At 39.3% G+C, this 18,338-nt stretch carries 16 protein-coding genes; 5 read left to right on the top strand and 11 right to left on the bottom strand.

From position 1 onward, the window contains the following. The first annotated feature begins 5 nt into the window (after positions 1–5). Positions 6–506, top strand: a complete 501-nt coding sequence (locus ABFX33_RS18120) for a GNAT family N-acetyltransferase (RefSeq protein ID WP_120257106.1) — start codon at positions 6–8, stop codon at positions 504–506. Here ABFX33_RS18120 and ABFX33_RS18125 read toward each other — a convergent pair. The 5 genes from ABFX33_RS18125 to ABFX33_RS18145 all read right to left on the bottom strand — a co-directional run bounded on the left by ABFX33_RS18125 (position 501) and on the right by ABFX33_RS18145 (position 3,862). After that, positions 501–638, bottom strand: coding sequence for a hypothetical protein (locus ABFX33_RS18125; RefSeq protein ID WP_257091420.1), 138 nt, complete (start codon positions 636–638; stop codon positions 501–503). The genes ABFX33_RS18120 and ABFX33_RS18125 overlap by 6 nt on opposite strands. Before the next feature lie 326 nt (positions 639–964). Further along, positions 965–1,855 carry an alpha/beta fold hydrolase gene (locus tag ABFX33_RS18130; RefSeq protein WP_346087284.1) on the bottom strand — a complete coding sequence of 297 codons (891 nt, stop codon included), beginning with the start codon at positions 1,853–1,855 and terminating at the stop codon, positions 965–967. A 7-nt stretch (positions 1,856–1,862) separates the two neighbouring features. Next, the gene (locus tag ABFX33_RS18135) at positions 1,863–2,291 is read right to left on the bottom strand and encodes a hypothetical protein (RefSeq protein WP_346087286.1); all 429 of its coding nucleotides are present in this window, start codon (positions 2,289–2,291) and stop codon (positions 1,863–1,865) included. Positions 2,292–2,300: 9 nt separating this feature from the next. Next, complete coding sequence (locus ABFX33_RS18140; RefSeq protein WP_120257102.1) at positions 2,301–2,714, bottom strand: MarR family winged helix-turn-helix transcriptional regulator; 414 nt, start codon at positions 2,712–2,714, stop codon at positions 2,301–2,303. Positions 2,715–2,944: 230 nt separating this feature from the next. Continuing rightward, positions 2,945–3,862 (bottom strand): endonuclease/exonuclease/phosphatase family protein, encoded by a 918-nt coding sequence (locus ABFX33_RS18145; protein ID WP_346087288.1) that lies wholly within the window; start codon positions 3,860–3,862, stop codon positions 2,945–2,947. A 579-nt stretch (positions 3,863–4,441) separates the two neighbouring features. On the opposite strand from ABFX33_RS18145, the gene ABFX33_RS18150 reads away from it, so the two are divergent. Further along, the gene (locus ABFX33_RS18150) at positions 4,442–5,425 is read left to right on the top strand and encodes a type I glyceraldehyde-3-phosphate dehydrogenase (RefSeq protein WP_346087290.1); all 984 of its coding nucleotides are present in this window, start codon (positions 4,442–4,444) and stop codon (positions 5,423–5,425) included. 83 nt (positions 5,426–5,508) lie between these two features. Further along, positions 5,509–7,050 (top strand): protein adenylyltransferase SelO, encoded by a 1,542-nt coding sequence (locus tag ABFX33_RS18155; RefSeq protein WP_346087292.1) that lies wholly within the window; start codon positions 5,509–5,511, stop codon positions 7,048–7,050. Between the two features lie 337 nt (positions 7,051–7,387). On the opposite strand, the gene ABFX33_RS18160 is transcribed toward ABFX33_RS18155, so the two are convergent. From ABFX33_RS18160 to dinB, 5 genes are all read right to left on the bottom strand, one after another. Continuing rightward, on the bottom strand, positions 7,388–8,182 hold the full coding sequence (locus ABFX33_RS18160) for a hypothetical protein (RefSeq protein WP_346087294.1): 795 nt from the start codon (positions 8,180–8,182) through the stop codon (positions 7,388–7,390). 3 nt (positions 8,183–8,185) lie between these two features. Beyond that, entirely contained in the window at positions 8,186–8,845 is a 660-nt protein-coding gene (locus ABFX33_RS18165; protein WP_346087296.1) for a SanA/YdcF family protein, read from the bottom strand. An 87-nt stretch (positions 8,846–8,932) separates the two neighbouring features. Further along, positions 8,933–10,024, bottom strand: coding sequence for a hypothetical protein (locus tag ABFX33_RS18170; protein ID WP_346087298.1), 1,092 nt, complete (start codon positions 10,022–10,024; stop codon positions 8,933–8,935). 231 nt (positions 10,025–10,255) lie between these two features. Next, positions 10,256–13,192 carry a DNA polymerase III subunit alpha gene (locus tag ABFX33_RS18175; protein WP_346087300.1) on the bottom strand — a complete coding sequence of 979 codons (2,937 nt, stop codon included), beginning with the start codon at positions 13,190–13,192 and terminating at the stop codon, positions 10,256–10,258. Continuing rightward, positions 13,173–14,417 carry a DNA polymerase IV gene (dinB, locus tag ABFX33_RS18180; RefSeq protein WP_346087302.1) on the bottom strand — a complete coding sequence of 415 codons (1,245 nt, stop codon included), beginning with the start codon at positions 14,415–14,417 and terminating at the stop codon, positions 13,173–13,175. The genes ABFX33_RS18175 and dinB overlap by 20 nt, the downstream gene beginning before the upstream one ends. Before the next feature lie 260 nt (positions 14,418–14,677). Here dinB and ABFX33_RS18185 point away from each other — a divergent pair, with 260 nt between their 5' ends. Continuing rightward, positions 14,678–15,604: an SRPBCC family protein gene (locus tag ABFX33_RS18185; RefSeq protein WP_346087304.1), complete on the top strand. Its 927-nt coding sequence runs from the start codon at positions 14,678–14,680 to the stop codon at positions 15,602–15,604. Positions 15,605–15,607: 3 nt separating this feature from the next. Further along, positions 15,608–16,027, top strand: a complete 420-nt coding sequence (locus ABFX33_RS18190) for a luciferase domain-containing protein (protein WP_346087306.1) — start codon at positions 15,608–15,610, stop codon at positions 16,025–16,027. Positions 16,028–17,125: 1,098 nt separating this feature from the next. Here the strand turns inward: ABFX33_RS18190 and ABFX33_RS18195 are convergent. Beyond that, entirely contained in the window at positions 17,126–18,328 is a 1,203-nt protein-coding gene (locus ABFX33_RS18195; protein WP_346087308.1) for a Ca2+-dependent phosphoinositide-specific phospholipase C, read from the bottom strand. Between the last annotated feature and the right edge of the window lie 10 nt (positions 18,329–18,338).

Genomic DNA, 18,338 nt, shown 5'->3' on the forward strand with positions numbered 1-18,338 from the left:
CATTCATGACTTATACAACGAAATGGCTGACGGATAAAACACGTGTTGAAGAACTTGTAGATTTTTTTATCGCCCACAAAACAGACTCTTACATCTCACACAGTGAAATCATGTATGGCAGAGCCATCGATTCTAAGCATTGGAACCCTGATCTCAGAGCTGTATTTACAGAACAGCTTATGAACGATTATGATTATAGCGGGACTTCACAACTTAAGATTCTGATTGTAGAAAACGAGCTTAGAAAAATTGTGGGCATGCTTGTTCTTACTGTGATCAGCAGCCCTTTTAAAAAATATGCGGTGTTAGAGGACATGCTTTTGGATGGATCTGTCAGAGGCCAGTCTCTTGGAAGCAAACTGTTGGAAGGCGTTATACAGGAATCCAAAAACTGGAATGTTAGTTTTATCATGCTGGAAAGTGGCGTCAATAATCATGGTGCGCATCATTTTTTCAGTAAGTATGGTTTTGAAAAAGTATCCGAAAGTTATATGTTAACATTATAAAAATTGATTGAAAACTAAGTAATCGTCCAATTCCTGATTTTCTTCATTTAGGATCAATGCATAATAGCCGACATTTGACTCTTTTGACAACAGATTCAACCGGATTTCGATGACATAGTTCTCACTACGCATATCGTTATATAAAAATTTTATCGAATCCCTTTCAAGTTGGACATCACTAGCAGATTTAGCTATTTCATTAAATAAGCAAGAATTCTCTTCTAGTTCGATACAGCTGTGATAGGAATCGATCGCCCTTTTAAAATAATTCTCCAATATTTGATTATGTATATTTTTTATCAAAGCAACTTGTATTTTAAAGGCATTACATCTTCAATCCCCACGGTTAAAGTTACAATATTGCCCAGTATTCCGTTCGATAATAACAGGGGAAATACCGAAAAGTAGGATAATACTCCCATTTTGTGGGAAGAGGTCAATTCTTTACTGTTATTGAATTATTTAGTGATAAAAGCTGAAATATCCTCTATCAATGACGGAAACAATGCCTCTGGTATAGCGTGTCCCATTCCATTTTTTAGGATCAACTCGCAGTTAGGTATATTATTTTTTAAATCAACCGCATGTTCTGTACTAAATAGCGCATCTTGATCGCCGTGTATCACCAATGTCGGCACATGGAGACTATGTAGGACATCTGGGTCGTATTTATAGCTTACAAGGGCAATGATCTGACGAAAAGGTTTTATCAGAGATGACTTTCGGCATTCGTCCTCGATAATTAGCGCACACTCCTTTTCTTCATTAAAACTAAATTGGTTTCCATAGATAGCTTTCATAAAGTCGATTTTTTCCTTTATGAAAGTTGGTTTATTATCTTTAAAACTTGTGGTTGAGCTTGTCATTTTTCTTATCAAAGCATCATCTGCCTTCGGGAGAGCAGGATTAAAGGATGAGGACATTAATAAAATCAACGTCTTGGTCAATGCGGGGTATTTATATGCAAATAGCTGTGCTATGATTCCCCCCATTGATCGCCCGACAATATGTGCACGTTGAATGCCCAGTGAATGTAGTAGATCTCCGATGTCATCGGCCATATCCATTAAGGAATAAGGAGCAGTATGTTTTTCGGGATGCTGTAAAAAATCATTCAGAGAAAAGCTATGGATATCGTTACTTCTATCGGTAGTAAAAGTACTTTTTCCACAGTCTCTGTTATCAAAGCAAATCACACGAAATCCTTCTTCTACAAGTTGATTACAAAATGAAAGTTCCCAACGTGTCATTTGGGTATTTAATCCACTGACCAGCACGATAGTTTCTCTTTTTTTTTCGCCATATATTTCATAATAGATGGCGGCATTTTTCAGCTCAATATATCCCATAAATAATTTACAGTAATGCAATTTCCAAAGGTAAAAGTCTTGAATCCAAGATAGCGGCGGAACGATGTCCTGCAATTTGCATATAACCCGGATTTTGCTCAAATGCGAAAAAGTCCGATACGCTTTTTTGCCTGATCAGCATGCATATATGCCATTGCTCGTCCTGAGGACCAATCAAAAAGCGGTCTCCTTTCCCGATGAAAAGTATTTCCCCGCCCCCCTGTTCTACAAATGGTTTGGCCAGTTGTATATATTGCATAAAAGCATCATATCCCGAAATTTTGCTGACAGGTGCAATCTTAGGAAAATCGGAATAATCTGCAATTTCCTTCAAACGTATCAGATTTAAATTTACAATTGATCCCTGAATATTTTTTAGCGCAAGATCCCGACCGGCTTCATAAGTGGGATGTAAATATTTTTTGTCGATATTCATAATTAATGTTTAGATATCACCCCCCAATGACTTCAGCTGGTTTGAGAAAATTTCCAGATCTTCTGCCGCCATTCCATCTAACAGTTTTTTGGAAATGTAATCTGCCGTAACGCTCGCTTCCTTATAAACTTTATCTCCGGCTGTACTGAGCTTAACATAGCTTACACGGGCATCCCTTTCATTACTGTCCTTTTCAACAAGCCCAATTTTTTCCAACGGTAAAATAATGCGCGTAATTCCCGATGCAGTTAAACCAGTATTTTCTGCTAGATCTATTCTTTTTAAACGATTGCCGGGGGCTTTGCTTAAAATATGCAAGATCATAAAGTCTGTAAGACTTATTCCATGCAGGCTCAAACCGTCAAACTTCTTGGTAAGGACAGATTGAATTTTTATGATGTTTAGAATTGTATTTATTTCCATGACTATGATATTTGCAATATACTTGACCATTCAAGTATATTGCAAATATATGTATTTTTTTTATCGCCACGAAATGATGCTTTTTCTATTATTTGATCTTGCCAAAACAAGCTTTAGGTATCGTCATTTTAATGGCTTTATTCCAACGAGACTGTCTAAATAATAATAGCAAATTGAACAGGTATACGAATATATAATTGGGTTGTATTGCTGATGTGATTATGCCCCTTTTACCTTACTTTAAATGTTGTCACGACAAAACCATGATCAGAAGGGTATAAAATTTCTTTGCCATTCAGTTTTATGGTGTCATTAAAAAACACTTGGTAAGACTCAGATTTTATGGCTTTTAACTTCGGACTCTTGTAAAATATATAATCGATCCTATGGTCATCATTTTCTCCTTTGGTATGCCATGTTATACCCGGATGTGTGACGGGATTTGGGTTCAATGTTCGATACGTATCAAGCAATCCGATATCTGCCAATACTTTTGTTGAATACCAGGGAACCACCAGATTATTGTGAATTTTCTTGGTATTCTTGTCCCAATCCAAATGAGAAGGGGTATTTAGGTCTCCACCAAGAATCATGGGTACTGAGTCTGCCTGTGCAGCATACTTTTTTAGATAGGGTAATACTTTCTGTATCATTTCGTATTTAGCACCTGATCTTTCCCAAACAAGAAGCTCTTCGGCTGTTTTACCCAACTTTTCGGGCTCGTTTTCCCATGGTAAATAGTGAAACCAGTTCGAGAAAAACCGGATCTTTTGGTTTTGGATGATAACTTCTCTTCCGCCCAGAAAAAAAGGAAATTCAGTATCAATTCGTTCTCCAAAAGGATATCTTGATATAATTGACAAATTAACTTTTTTATCATTTAAAGCTGTTCCCTCGGGAGCAACTAAATGAAAATTGTAACCTAAGGAATCGGCTATCTCTTTACCGGAGCCGTAAGTTTCCACCATCAATATGACATCCGGATTTATTTCTCTTATAATCTGAACCGCATGGGCTTTGCCGTCTTTGCTATCATTGGCTCCGTGCAGTATATTCCATGCCATCACCTTAAAGGTTTCGGGATTCTTTTGAGCTACGCAGTTAAAACAAATAAATGCGAATGTTAAAAAGAGAATAGTAAACTTCATTGTCTGTCTTTATTAATTTAAAAATTTTAGAAGATTCATAAATGTATTGCAGGGTCAAGATTAATCAAAAAATAAATATGTACAAACATATAAAATTCGAAAAAAGCACCATTTTATAACCAAAGTTGATATTAGCAGAAATAGAAATGGGAAACGGCTCACTATGTACAAACATAATTATTTAATAATGATCTGCAAATATCTTGTATGTCAATTCCATCTGTGGGCTTTATACATTTTCAAAGATGCGTCGAATTGCGGTTTTAGACTGTTTTTGTCAGCTTTTGATAAAAAAAATGACAAACGGAATTAGACTTTACACATTTATAATCAGTATATTACAAAAAAATTCAATAATTAATAGCAACAGCTATCTTTGGTTTTTCCTGAACAGTGACTTTGCAATAATTCCATTACCCTAGCTATAAAACGTTGGACAGTTTAATAATCAGTAAAAACTACTCAGTGACTTTAGCAAAGGGAATTTCTTGACCAATGTCAATCTTTTTTATCGGAAAATAGAAGAACTTAGACAATACATTAAATAGAAAAAATATAAACAGAATTAAAAGGAATGTTATGAAAAAGATTGCTATTAATGGATTTGGCCGCATCGGACGCGCCGCTTTAAAAATAATAACAGAAACTGCCGACCTTGAGGTTGTCGGAATCAATGATCTGATGAGTATCGAAAACGCTGCCTACCTCCTCAAATATGACAGTAATTATGGTAAATATGAAAAAGATGTACGTATCGAGGGAGATACACTTGTAGTCGATGGAAAAGCTGTTAAATATACGAGCATAAGGGAAATTGAAAAATTACCCTGGAAAGATATTCAAGCTGACATCATCATCGAAAGTACAGGTATTTTCACGAACAAAGCCGATGCTGAAAAACATCTGACGTCCGGAGCAAAATTTGTAGTGATCTCGGGCCCGACCAAAGATACGCCCACTGTTGTCCATGGTGTAAATACCGAAGATGGAAAGGTTTCTGTTTTTTCATGTGCAAGCTGCACGACCAACAATATCAGTCCAATCATCGAAATTTTAGGAAGAAGAATTGGAATCAAAAAAGCAATTCTGAATACCACACACGGTTATACTGCTTCGCAGGCACTTGTAGATGCTCCTTCAAAAAAAGAACCGCGTATGGGAAGGGCTGCAGGAATTAACCTCGCTCCTGCCGCTACCGGTGCTGCAATAGCAACTACAAAAGCACTTCCGCAATACGCTGGAAAGTTTGACGGCATAGCAGTTCGGGTGCCTGTTCCGGTGGGATCCATATCTGATATTACGTTTATTGCTGAAAGGCCCACAACAATCGAAGAGATAAACCAGGTTTTGATCGATGAATCCAAAACTGATCGCTATAAAAAGGTGCTAACCGTAACAGACGAACCACTGGTATCTACCGATATCATCAAAAGTCCGTTTGCAGCGACAGTTGATCTGGAAATGACAAGAGTTGTCGATGGTGATCTTGTAAAAGTAATGGCCTGGTATGATAACGAATGGGGATTTACCAATCAAATGATTAGACAAATTCAAGCTATTTAGAGCAATAGCAATGAGAAACTGAACATTCAAGACCTTTCAATAATTTGGAAGGTCTTATCTTTTATAATTAATATCTTTGAGGTATGAATATCGAAAACATCGGACAACCTTTCCTTAAAAAATTTCCCGGAGATTTTTCCAATAATCCAACGCAGAGAAACACACCAAAAGTTTTATTTGCTACGATTAAACCTGCCGGGTTTGACCATCCCCAACTAATTGCTTTTAACGAGACTCTATCTGAAGAAATAGGGCTGGGAAAATTTGAAGAAAAGGATCTTAATTTTCTGGTGGGATCCCAGCTTCCCGACAATATTCAGAGCTATGCCACTGCTTATGCCGGACATCAATTTGGCAACTGGGCAGGACAGCTGGGAGACGGAAGAGCGATTCTCGCTGGGGAAATTACCAATGCTACGGGTAAGAAAACAGAGATCCAGTGGAAAGGAGCCGGTGCAACTCCCTATTCAAGACGTGCAGACGGAAGGGCTGTATTGCGGTCTTCTGTACGCGAATACCTGATGAGTGAAGCGATGTATCACTTAAGCGTACCCACTACCAGAGCTTTGAGCCTGGCCTTTACTGGAGAAGATGTTATTCGGGATATCATGTATAACGGAAATCCACGATACGAAAAAGGGGCCGTAGTCATAAGAACTGCTGAAAGCTTCCTCCGTTTCGGGCATTTTGAATTGATGTTTGCTCAGGGCGAGCACAAGCTGTTACAGGACCTGCTTGATTTTACGATTGAAAATTACTTTCCCGAAATTGTTTCATCCGATCATCAGAAATATAAAGATTTTTTCGAAAATGTATGTATCCGGACAGCTGACTTAATGGTAGAATGGTTCAGAGTAGGTTTTGTTCATGGTGTAATGAACACAGACAATATGTCGATCTTAGGGTTAACAATTGATTATGGCCCCTATTCTATGATGGATGAATATAATTTAAATTTCACGCCAAATACTACGGATCTTCCGGGAAGAAGATATGCCTTTGGAAAGCAGGGACAGATATCACACTGGAATCTCTGGAAACTTGCAAATGCCCTTCAGCCAATAATCAATGATGAAAAATTTTTGGAAAGCACGCTAAATAATTTTGGAGTTTATTTTTGGGAAGCCCATGACAAAATGCTTTGTAAAAAATTCGGATTTGATGGGCTCAGAAAAGAGGATGAAGACTTTCTCACCAATTGGCAGGGTATCATGCAGGAGTTGGAATTGGATCATACTTTGTTCTTCAATCAATTAGAAAAAATAACTCCAGATACGGATTTAAAGGAATATTTCAGCCCTGCAGCTTATACTGTTTTAAATGAAGAAAAGCTCAGAAAACTTGAAGACTTTATTGATCAGTACCAATCCCGTCTGCAATCAAATACGATTTCAAGGGAAGAATCCCTGGAATTAATGAAAACGACAAATCCTAAATTCATACTGAGAAACTACCTGCTTTACCAGTGTATCGAAGAAATTAGTAACGGGAAAACAGAAATGCTAACTAAACTAACGCAGGCTTTAGAAAATCCATACCAAGAACTATTTCCAGAATTTTCTGTGAAGCGCCCTTCCAACTATGATGACACCGCAGGATGCTCTACGCTTTCATGTAGCTCATAACAAAAGTTAATCAATTGTAGTCTTTTTATAAATACGAGAGTCGCTCAGGACCTGTCCGTACGGTTATTTTTTTAATAAAATAAAGAAATAGCTAACTGTGGGGATTCACACAATTGATTTCATTCTATGATTAATGACTTTTTGGCCAATTATCGGTCTTGTTGTAACTTTATTTTTCCTCTACTTGATTTATAGAGCTATAGTTTGACTGATCAGGAAGTGTGTAAGAGAAGAGCTGGCTAAAACAGAAAAAATGCCCAAAACTTTTGATGTGAGCAAGTTGAAATAGTGTCATTCGCAAAGGTTTTTCAATAGCATTTTATTTTAATTGACCGCATTAAAATAAAATTTGGTACAAACCCAAACTAGGAGCAAAAAAGTACTGTTTGCCTTTTAAGGTTACGGTTTTGGGCACTGTCATATCATCGCACTTAAAGCGTTGCTTTTTCAGTTCGTAATAAGCCAAATAATCCAGACTGGGCAGTTTGCCATTGCGCCAACCAATCAAAACATCGTCATCGAATTTAGGAATTTCAGTTTTTGTTATATCAAGTTCGCTTTTAAAAAGATCTGTTTGTCTAACGACCAAAGTCTGGTTGATCACTCGAAATACATCACAGCGCTCGGTATTCACGATCGTGTAGGGACAAGGTTTGAGTCCATATGGTTTCAACATTTCTACTTCGTATTTTTTTAAAGCGTCCATCTGCAAGCTATCATTCAGATCTTTCAATTCTTCCGATTTTTTATGCAAACTATCGGCGATAACCATCATTTTGAAATCTTCTTGTTTTCCATAATCTGGATAGAAAAACTTTTTGCCGTTGAAATATAAGTTCCCCTGTTTATCGATGTAAAATGGCTGTTCCCAGTTGTAAATCTTTTCAAAGATTATGTTTTTATTTACATCAATAATCTTTAGGGGCGAATTGCTGTTGTCGGGTTTTAAAAGTATTCTGTCGTCGTTTAAAAAAACTAGACCACTTAGTCCAGTCATATCTGTCACTTTTCTGAACTTGCTTTCATCTTTTAGCAATTCGATCAGTTGGGGCACATCTGGGTGTTTATCTTTTTTGGGGATAGGATTACAGCCTACAAACACGAGCAGTACAAAGAAAAGAAGGTATCTCATAAGCTATTCTTTTGTATAATTTGATTTTCCGTTTATATCAACTGGCTCACCTAGATACCTTGGTTTTCTGCCCCTTATAATATCCAAAACGGCTTTTGTGACGGATAGCTTTTCCCGAAATGCATAGTATTTATAACCTGGATAAACGCCCCTATCTGCGCTATAACCCAATGATTTTATACCCAATTTATCACCTAGGTAAATACATCTATTCAGGTGGTATTTCTGAGATACCAAAATTGCGGTATCAACATGAAAAATATGTTTCGCACGGTACATGGTCGAGTAGCTATCAAACCCAGCATAATCGATGTAAATTTTTGTGGTATCGACACCATTTTTCTGACAATATAACTTCATTACCGTAAGCTCATCGTATTCATCTCTTCCATTATCTCCCGACAGCAATATTTTATCCACTTTGTTATTTTTGTACAGTGAAATCCCCGCATCCAGCCGATCTTTTAGATACCTACTTGGTTGATCGCCGTTTATACCAGCGCCAAAAATGATGACTACCTTCGTTTTTGGCACATCTTTAAGTTCGGTGAGAATCAGCTTTTCGGTTTCGGCTGTTACGTTGCTGTTGGTTACCAAAACGACAGCTAGCGTTATTAGGCCTAGGATGATAACTGGTAAAAGGAACTTTTTAATCTTTTTCATGTGCTTGATTTTACAAGGATCTATAAAAATCGGGTTCTTTTATGTCTTCGACAAAAGGAACAGATATTTTTTTATAAAATACTGTTATTAATTCCCAATATTTTTAATAATATACACGCCCTGCTTCTTGTTTTCGTGAAAATTGGTGCTATAATCGTAGGTCAAAAAACGCACATTACTTTTAGCAGCATATTTAGCTGGCAATTCGAATACATGCAGATAAGTTTCTATGTTGCCTCCAAAAGATGCTCTATTAGCCACGGTTTTAAAATTCAAAACCGTGTTTTCAATTGCTAAGTCATAATATGCTGTTCCATAAAATTCGTTGGGAATACCTGGATTCAAATACCCCTCAGTCGTGTAAGTTTCTTTTGCAAAAGCCTGTGTTTTTACCTTCCCTTTGTTGGTATAGTCCAATTTTTGGTCAGGGAAAAACGTATTGTCCGAATTAAAAGGTGTGATGTAAGCATCCGTATACCTGAGCTCGTTTGAGTAGGTTGCGTTTTGCACATCTTTCAGAAAGTGTTCATCCTGCCATTTCGGCAAAATTTGTTCCTTATTTATTTTACATTGTATTTTTGAACCTTCTGCATAAATAAATGATGAAGATTTAGGTGTATAAAGTTTTATCCATTTGCCATTCTGACGAAAATATACCGCCTCTCTACTGATCAGTTCGGTATGATAGCTGTACAATACAGCATCCGATGTGTTGTAAAATTTACCAAAAAAATCTTCAACCCAAACTTTGTCTGAAATAGTACTGTCTGTATTTAAGATCTCAGCAAAATGTTCTATATGGGGTTTTTCTGCCGAAAAGTCGTAAATACCATCTTCTGTAGTTACATAGCAATTTATGGCGTCTAAAAACTTTAATCCTGGACTGTTTTCTAGTTCAAACACCTTATTTCCAGCACGATCTATTTTTATAAAATAAGGAGAGCTCGCTATTAAGAAAAAATTCTGTTCGGGGAAATATCGAATGCTACCATTCCTATTTTGAGTTACCCTATACATCAAAAAATTATCCCATTGCAATTTTTCCTGCAGTTCGGCAAACTTTTTATACTTGGCTCTATTCCACAATAAACTTGGTGATAAATTGATAACAGAACCGCTCTGTATGGCTGCATAGGCTACTAGAATTATTACGATAGAAATTACCATTTTTTTCATCATTTTATTTTTTGAAAAGCAAGTTCTTTTGTTCATCAATCCTGCGATTAAATTTTATCCTATAATTTCCATTTAGAAGCTTGCTATTTCTCTTTAAATAAGCTAACAGCCATTGTAGTCATTAAAGATGTGAACTTTATTTTACGCTTAAATTTAGCTGTAAAAACTCTAGGAAATTGGACGAATTATAATTCGTTGGAGATAAATTATCATTCGTAGGCATTTGCAAAAAAACTACTCACTCCTCGGATCGGGTTTTAAAGGCATCTTCGCACAGCGGAGCACTTCAATGGATGGGCATCCGTATTCGACGATGACCTTGCCCTCGATCAGATAGATCCCCGCTCCTCTTAGGGGATATTTTACGAGTGTTTGTGGAAAATGTACGGTATCAAAGAAATGCCCTTCAGCGTCCAGGAAGGTTCCGAATTTCATCTGGTCTCTGTGCTTGGTTTTGACAAACTTCTCACAGATAAAATCGCCGACAACGCGTACAGTTTTACCCTCGTGAAGATGAAGTTCCTTAGATGGCATATCACCACGGTAATCGCTTTTGGCAAGATCAAAGAGCGTCCCTGTCACACAAAAACCGATCAGCTCCATCTCATCGTAATAGTCCTCCAAGATATCTTCTTCCAAAGGGGGAAGAATCGGCTTGCGGCTCTCAGTCTCAAACAGGACCATACCTACCACAGCGGGTTTATGTCTGCTCATCAACAGGTGGGCCTCCCACAGCAATTCCTTCTTCCCTAGGCCCGTAAACCGCAAAGCACCGACACGGATCAGGATAATGACCTGCTCAAGGCCCGCTTGCGTCCTTTTGACAAAGTCCCCCATGCTCTGATAAGCTCCGTAGCGCTCACGCTCGGAGATAATTCGACGGGCTAATTTCCCTTCGAGATTCTGCAGACAATCGAAACCGAGATAGATATCCTTACCCTGGATCGAGGTGTTGAAAATCGACTGGTTGACACAGGGAAGGCAGATCGTTCCACCGGATATACGCGCCTCATTAACATAGACCTTACGATTGTAAAAACCGCCATAATTGTTGAGCACCGCAACCATAAATTCCAAGGGATAATAGGTCTTGAGAAAGAGGCTCTGGTAGCTCTCCACGGCATAGGATGCCGAGTGTGCCTTATTAAACGAGTATCCGGCAAAGCTTTCCATCTGCCGCCAGATCTCCCGGCTGATTTTTTCGTCATAGCCTTTGGTTTTGCAGTTGGAAAAGAACTTGTCCTCGATCTCAATCAGATGATCCTTGCTGCGATATTTGCCCGACATCATACGTCGTAGCACATCAGCGTCGGCCATATCGAGTCCACCGTAGGCATTGGCGATTTTCATCACATCCTCCTGATACACCATCACCCCATAGGTCTCTTCGAGCTGCTCCTTAAATACGGGATGTGGATAAGCTACTGTGCTGGGATCGTGATGGCGACGGATATATTCACCCATCATGCCTGAACTGGCTACACCCGGCCGGATAATAGATGAGGCCGCCACCAAGGTTAAGTAATCATCACAGTGAAGTTTGGTCAGGAGCTGTCGCATGGCCGGGCTTTCGATGTAGAAGCAGCCGATGGTATTGGCGGATCTAAGTTGTGCGGCAATATTGTCATCCTCGAAAAAGCGCTTTGGATTATCGGTGTCAATGACAACACCCAGGTTCTCCCGAACGATGGTACGGCAATCTTTGATATGGCCGATGCCGCGCTGAGAAAGGATATCAAATTTTTCAAAACCGATATCCTCGGCAACATACATGTCAAACTGCATGGTGGGTAGTCCTTTGGGTGGATTGTCCATGGCGGAATAACATGTCAGCGGCTCCTCGGAAATCAGTACTCCACTGGCATGAATGGTTCGTTGATTGGGAAAATCGGCCATGCGATTATACACGCTCAAAATGGTGTTGGTCACTTCATTTTTATTGAGCATATGCTCCGGCTCGTGCACCAGTCGGTCGATCTCTGCTTTGGGAAGACCATATACCTTACCGAGTTCACGCAGGATACTACGCGACCGAAATGTACTCATGGCACCCATTAATGCGGTATGGCCAGTCTGATAACGGTTAAAAATATATGTATACATTTCGTCCCGCTCATTCCAGCTAAAGTCGACATCAAAATCGGGTGGACTTTTCCGCTTCGGATTGAGGAAACGCTCAAAAGGAAGGTCGAGGGCTATTGGATCAACATCCGTAATCCCGAGGCAATAGGCCACAGCAGAATTGGCTCCTGACCCACGGCCTACATAATAAAAACTGCGGCTACGCGCATGCCGACAGATATCATCGGTAATAAGGAAATAACTCGAGAAACGCAGGTTTTCAATGATTTCAAGTTCGCGCTGTATTCGATCGGCAGCGATACCATCATTCTTGCCATAACGTTTGGCAAAGCCCTCCATGCAATACTTGTGCAGCAATTGCTTATCGTTGTACCGATTGTCGGTAAAGGTCGTTTTATTCTTGACACTTGTAAAATCAAAACTGAAGGAACATTGCCCTAATATACGGTTGGTATTGGCAAGCAGTTGTGGTAACTCGGAAAATAGTTGCAACAGCTTGACCTTAGCAACAAAGACTTCGTCTTCAGCAGCGACCTGCTCCCTTTCCAATTGGGATATCAGCAGATTGTTGTCAATAGCTCGCAGTTGCCGATGCAGGGTATAATCAGCTCGGCGGAAACTAACTGGTGCCAGGATGACACAGCGGTCAAGCAGCTTGCGTTCCAACAGTTGCACACGGGTACGCTCACTCGGGCGGATTCCTATGTATTCAAAGTTCCGCAATTGAAATGTATTGATCCGGCTAAAGGGATAGATCACAAAGACCTGTTCAAACTCAGGTGCACGCGCGGGTGTGGTACGGTTTTCCATATTGAGCTTGGTTCGGTATTCGTTGATCTCCCGGAATCCCTGTTCATTCTTGGCGATGGTGACGAAACAAAGCTGATCGCCATCACGGAATTCCATGCCCGCAAGGAGATTGAGTCCAGCTTCACGTCCCATTTTAATAAAATCCAGCGCCCCAGAACTGTTGTTGATATCGGTCAGCACGGCGGTATCATAACCGCCTGCTCGCATCCCCGAAATAAGATCCTGCAGACTCAGTGTACCAAAGCGTAAGCTAAAGTAGCTATGTAGATTTAAGAGCATGCTCCCCTCCTTTCCCCGGTAGTGGTGCACAGATGCCTTTCATCAGAAATTCGGCACCATAACGTTTTCGGATCTTGTCCATCGCCTGCATCAGGTTGACCTCTTCGGCACTATCATCAAAGAGGTCGGTCTGATAGGAACCGTAGATTAGTCCGGAGAACTTGATCCCGATAAGGCGTATCAGCATCCTGCGGCTATAGAGTTTCTTAAAAAGAGAAAGCACAACCTCCGTTAATTTTCGGTCAGAGTTGGTATAACCGACCTGCAGCTGTTGGGTATGGGTATCGAAATTGCTATAGCGGATCTTGAGGGTGACACAACTCGTCAGCTTCTGATCTTTCCGCAGATCGAAGGCCAGTGTATCGACCATGCTGATCAGGGTGCGGCGGAGTACATCCATATCGATGGTATCCTGCTGAAAGGTGTTCTCCTTGGACATGGACTTCTGCTCACGAAAAGGTATGACCAGTGAATCGTCCAGACCATTGGCTTTACGCCAGATGTTAATCCCATTCTCGCCGAGGACTTTCTGCATCGTGAATACTTCCATCTGCTGTAAGGTTCCGATCTTAGAGATCCCCATATTGCGCAGCAGGGTAAAAGATTTTTCACCGACCATGGGGATCTTGCGGATGGACAGTGGAGCTAGAAATCCTTTTTCGCTTCCGCCTTGAACTTGCTTTTCGCCGCAAGGCTTGGCTGTGCCGGTCGCGATCTTAGAAACGGTCTTGTTGACGGATAGTCCAAAGCTGATGGGCAATCCTGTTTGTTTGATAATCCGCTGGCGGAGTTCCTGCGTCCATTTCCAACAGCCAAAAAAGCGGTCCATTCCGGAGACATCAAGGTAGTGCTCATCTATACTTGCTTTTTCAACAATGGGGGTTTCCTCTTCGATAATCTGCGTCACAATACTGGAATACTGACTGTACATATCATGATCACCCCGCACCACAATAGCTTCGGGACACATACGTAGCGCAAGCCGCATCGGCATAGCGGCATGTACGCCAAATTTACGGGCCTCATAGGAACAGGATGCAACTACCCCACGGTCGCTACTCCCCCCTATGAGCACGGGTACTCCGATTAGCTTGCTATTCTGCAAACGCTCAACAGATACAAAGAATGTATCCAGATCACAATGTACTATACTCCTTTCCATGTTTTTCAATTCGCTATCCAGTCGTTCCGCACGACTTTTATTTTCGGTGGTTGTGGTATTCAAAATTACTAATATTATTAGTAAATATTCAATACGGGAGATTGATTTAATTTTTATCACACTCAGGATCAACCACATAAATTTATAGGCTATATTGATTTAAATAAGATTGTACGGTTGGTTTTTACGAAAAAATTATGGATATCGTAATTTAAGATCATCAATCTCTTAAATTCTTACTAAATTGTAAAGGAATGCAGACAACGCCACAGTTTTAACTAAAGACCTCATTTTTAATAGACTAAAACCAACGATCGAGTACAATGAATTTGAAAGAAACGTTATATAAAGTAGTAAATTCCAAAACAGTTCAAGGAATTTTGACAGCCAATATTTTCGCATTCTTAGTCATTGGCATCCAGTCTTCATTGATGCCCAAAGATCCAGGTATACTTGTTTTTTCAGAGTTTGTGATTATTCCAATGTTGATGGGTATTATCACTGCTTGGTTTTGGAAAGACACTAGGATAAGGGGAAAACAAATCACTGGACATTCTGTCGTGAACTGTCTTATTGCGATCTCAATGAGTTTTTTCTTCCTAGGTGAGGGCTTTATCTGTCTCCTAATTGTTTCGCCTCTTATTTTTAGCTTTATTATCGCGGGCGCCTTTATTGGAAGAGCAATGTTTAAAAAGAGAAATCAAAAATTGAATATAAGCATTGTGAGCCTATTACTTGGAATTTTTATTGTTGACTCCCTAAGTGACCATTATCACGAAAATATGGTTTCTGATGAGATCTTGATTCATGCGACTCCAGCAGAGGTGTGGCAGCACGTGGTCGCCTTTGATCCGATCCACCAGAAGGAAAACTATTGGCTCTTTAAAATAGGGATGCCCAGCCCTATGGCGACAACGGTAAGTGAGCATAAACTGGGTGCAAACCGAAAATGCATTTTTAGCAATGGATATATCTTCGATGAGAAGATTGTAAAATTTGATATCAATAAAAACCTGATTTTTGATATCGTTGATCAACCCAAAGACCCTGAAATTATGGGACATATCGATATAAAAAGAGGTGAATTTATATTGAAGGACAATGGAAATGGCACCACCACCCTTGTGGGGAACAGTTGGTATAATCTTCATGTCTTCCCTACTTGGTACTATGATCTCTGGGCGGAAAGTATCACCAGGAATGTTCATTTTAGAGTAATGGAGCATATTAAATTATTAAGCGAGAGATAGTCTATGTTTTCTTTTGTAGTGAAAAGAGCTGGCTTTTTAAAGGATATCCCTTTAGTCGCCATTATATTTGATAGTCTCATGAGATTTTGGATGTTTGTTACCAAACCTGAATTACTGGATTGGATCGATGAACTGGAGGAAGATATGGCGCAGATGCCTGAAACTACGATTGGAATACATAAATATGGTGGGACTCAGTTTAATTATAAAGGAAAAGAGTTTGCACATGTACACAGTAATGGCTTATTGGATATCTTATTAAATAAAGAGCTAAAACAATCGCTGATATTTGAAGGGAAAATTAAGGATCATCATGTATTTAAAAATTCAGGATGGATAAGTTTTCAGCTTCACAATAAACAAGACGTAGGCTATGCTTGTTATCTCTTGAACATGGCTTACGACCGTGCCAAACAACAGTAGAATTTTGTATATCACCTAAAGTAATTGAAATAGGTTATAAAGTAGGGACAACACCCATCCAATCGTAAAAAAAATCCAATATTTTCGTAATGGACTATAACTGTCTTGAGAGGAATATTTAAGCATTATTCCCAAGAAAACTAGGCCAATCGCTGCGATATAACTTAACATAATTTATTATTAATTTGAACAAAACCCAATATTCAAAGGTAATCACATTTCTGGTCTTGAAAACTAGGTAGTCGTCCAATGCTTGATTTTCTTCATTTTGAATCAATGTATGGTAGCCGGCAATCACAAGATAAATATAATCGTTTAAAATCTTCTTTTTAACAAAGAAAGTAGAACACTTTGGTTATATGTATTATAAGTCAATAGAGTCCTTTCCGCGTGAAAAAGAGGCTTCAAGAACGACATAGTCTTGAAATGGGCTATTCCAGAAATGTGAATACATAGGCTTTCGTTTGAATTGTTACAAAGATGACAAATACGTTTTTAAGGATAAATTGCTATCTTAGAAATAGTATAAAAAGCTAATCAAGAACCTATACAAGTAAGCGTCTATAGCGAGCAAAAACAAAACTAGATCAACAAACTTATTATGATTTATGGCTCAAATGAATCTATCAATAGAAATATTAAATTATGGACTCCAACTATCCATGGAATTTGGGAAAAATTGGTTAAAACCTATAAATGAAAGGCTGGAAATTAAATTTCCTAATCTAAATAAGCAACAACAGGAAGAATGCAATCTGATCTGCAAAAGGGTACATCAAATTGCACATAACTACGTGGCCGAGAATCCCATTCGCTCCGATTCAGGAGTTGAATTTGTAGCATTCAACCAATTCAAACAATTTATACTCACAAAATATTGCTGGCTTTCGACTGCAAATTTACAACGTCTTTACAGTCAAAGTTGTTATTACGCCAGTAAATAAAAATTTAATCAATAGCGTTACTTGGTTATACTGGAATCTGAAACAACAATGGGGCAATAATCTCTTGGCTTCACATCGTCAACCTAAGTACCGCTTCGCTATTGAAACGGTACTATTTTATTCTTTATTTTTATTGTTTTTGAGCCTCTAGGCTTCACTTTCTTCCATTGATAGGATTTGAACGAGCGGGGTTGCCATGAGGCAACTTCACATAATAGGATGTATGGTAACCATTACCGGGTCTAAAAAAATCGGTGGATATAATTTGGGCTCCGCTATTAAAAGCCGCATCTGCCCTCGTATAGTCATTGATCTTTGCTTCGTAGGTTTCGATATCTGAACGGCTACGAACAATATAACCTTGTTTTACAAGATTTTGAATTTCATTTTGACGAACTAGCGCATTGTCCAACAGGATAAAAGATGCAAAACTATCATTGGGTTCCGACTGTACAAACATGATACGTTTTTCAAGATTGGGTCTGTCTTTAACATAAGCAGATTCAAGGTTCATTCCAGCAGTGGCCGGAAGTAACAAGAAAACAAATTTTCCACGGGATGTTTTAATGGTCGGCCAGTTGCCCGAACGCACCGCCTCACGTAAGGTGCTATGCTTTCCACGTACATCATCTGGGGTAATAAGCTTATCTTTTCCCAATATTTCGACAACTTCGGCATCCAGCTGATCGAATGCCTTTTCATCAAAAGGGAGAACCTCAGCGCTATTTGGAAAGATTGGTATGCTTTTGTCCTTTGCTTCGACCATAATAAAGATCGGAAGATGTCCGGGATGTCTGTCGGACCAATTTCTTAACGCTTTCAAGCCGCCTCGGAAAGTAGCATAATGCGATCGAAAATCAAAATCTGCAATATGGAGCATCTTGAAACCTGGCTTTTCCAAATCTTCCTTTTGATAGGGCGCCAGATCCGAAACAGCCATGCTACTTAATACTTCGTACCCAGCGGGCTTATTGAAACGATGTCCTGTAGGGTCATAATAGACATCCATTTCTAAACTCCGAATACCACTGTCGAGCTGTACATCAAAAGATGGGTGATCATATTTCAAGCCTTCGCTCATCGTCATCGGATTTGGATGAAACTCCTTAAATGACGCAAGCTTGTCCGCGGGGATTAATGTGGTCATCTTTTCCATCATTTTTGCAAAAATAGGGTCAGCATAGGCGGCAAGACGTGGATCTACAGGCCTAGCATAACTATTATGCGTACCAAGCACCTGAATCTGATTGATCTTTAATGCATTAAGCTGTGGGAGCTCGGATTGCTGAGCATGAATAACTCCAGTACCTAGTACCAGGGTGGACAACGTTGTTAGGATAATCTGTTTGAATTCCATATTTGTTATA

Origin of the sequence: Sphingobacterium ginsenosidimutans (assembly GCF_039536865.1) — a bacterium.
Taxonomy (GTDB): domain Bacteria; phylum Bacteroidota; class Bacteroidia; order Sphingobacteriales; family Sphingobacteriaceae; genus Sphingobacterium; species Sphingobacterium detergens.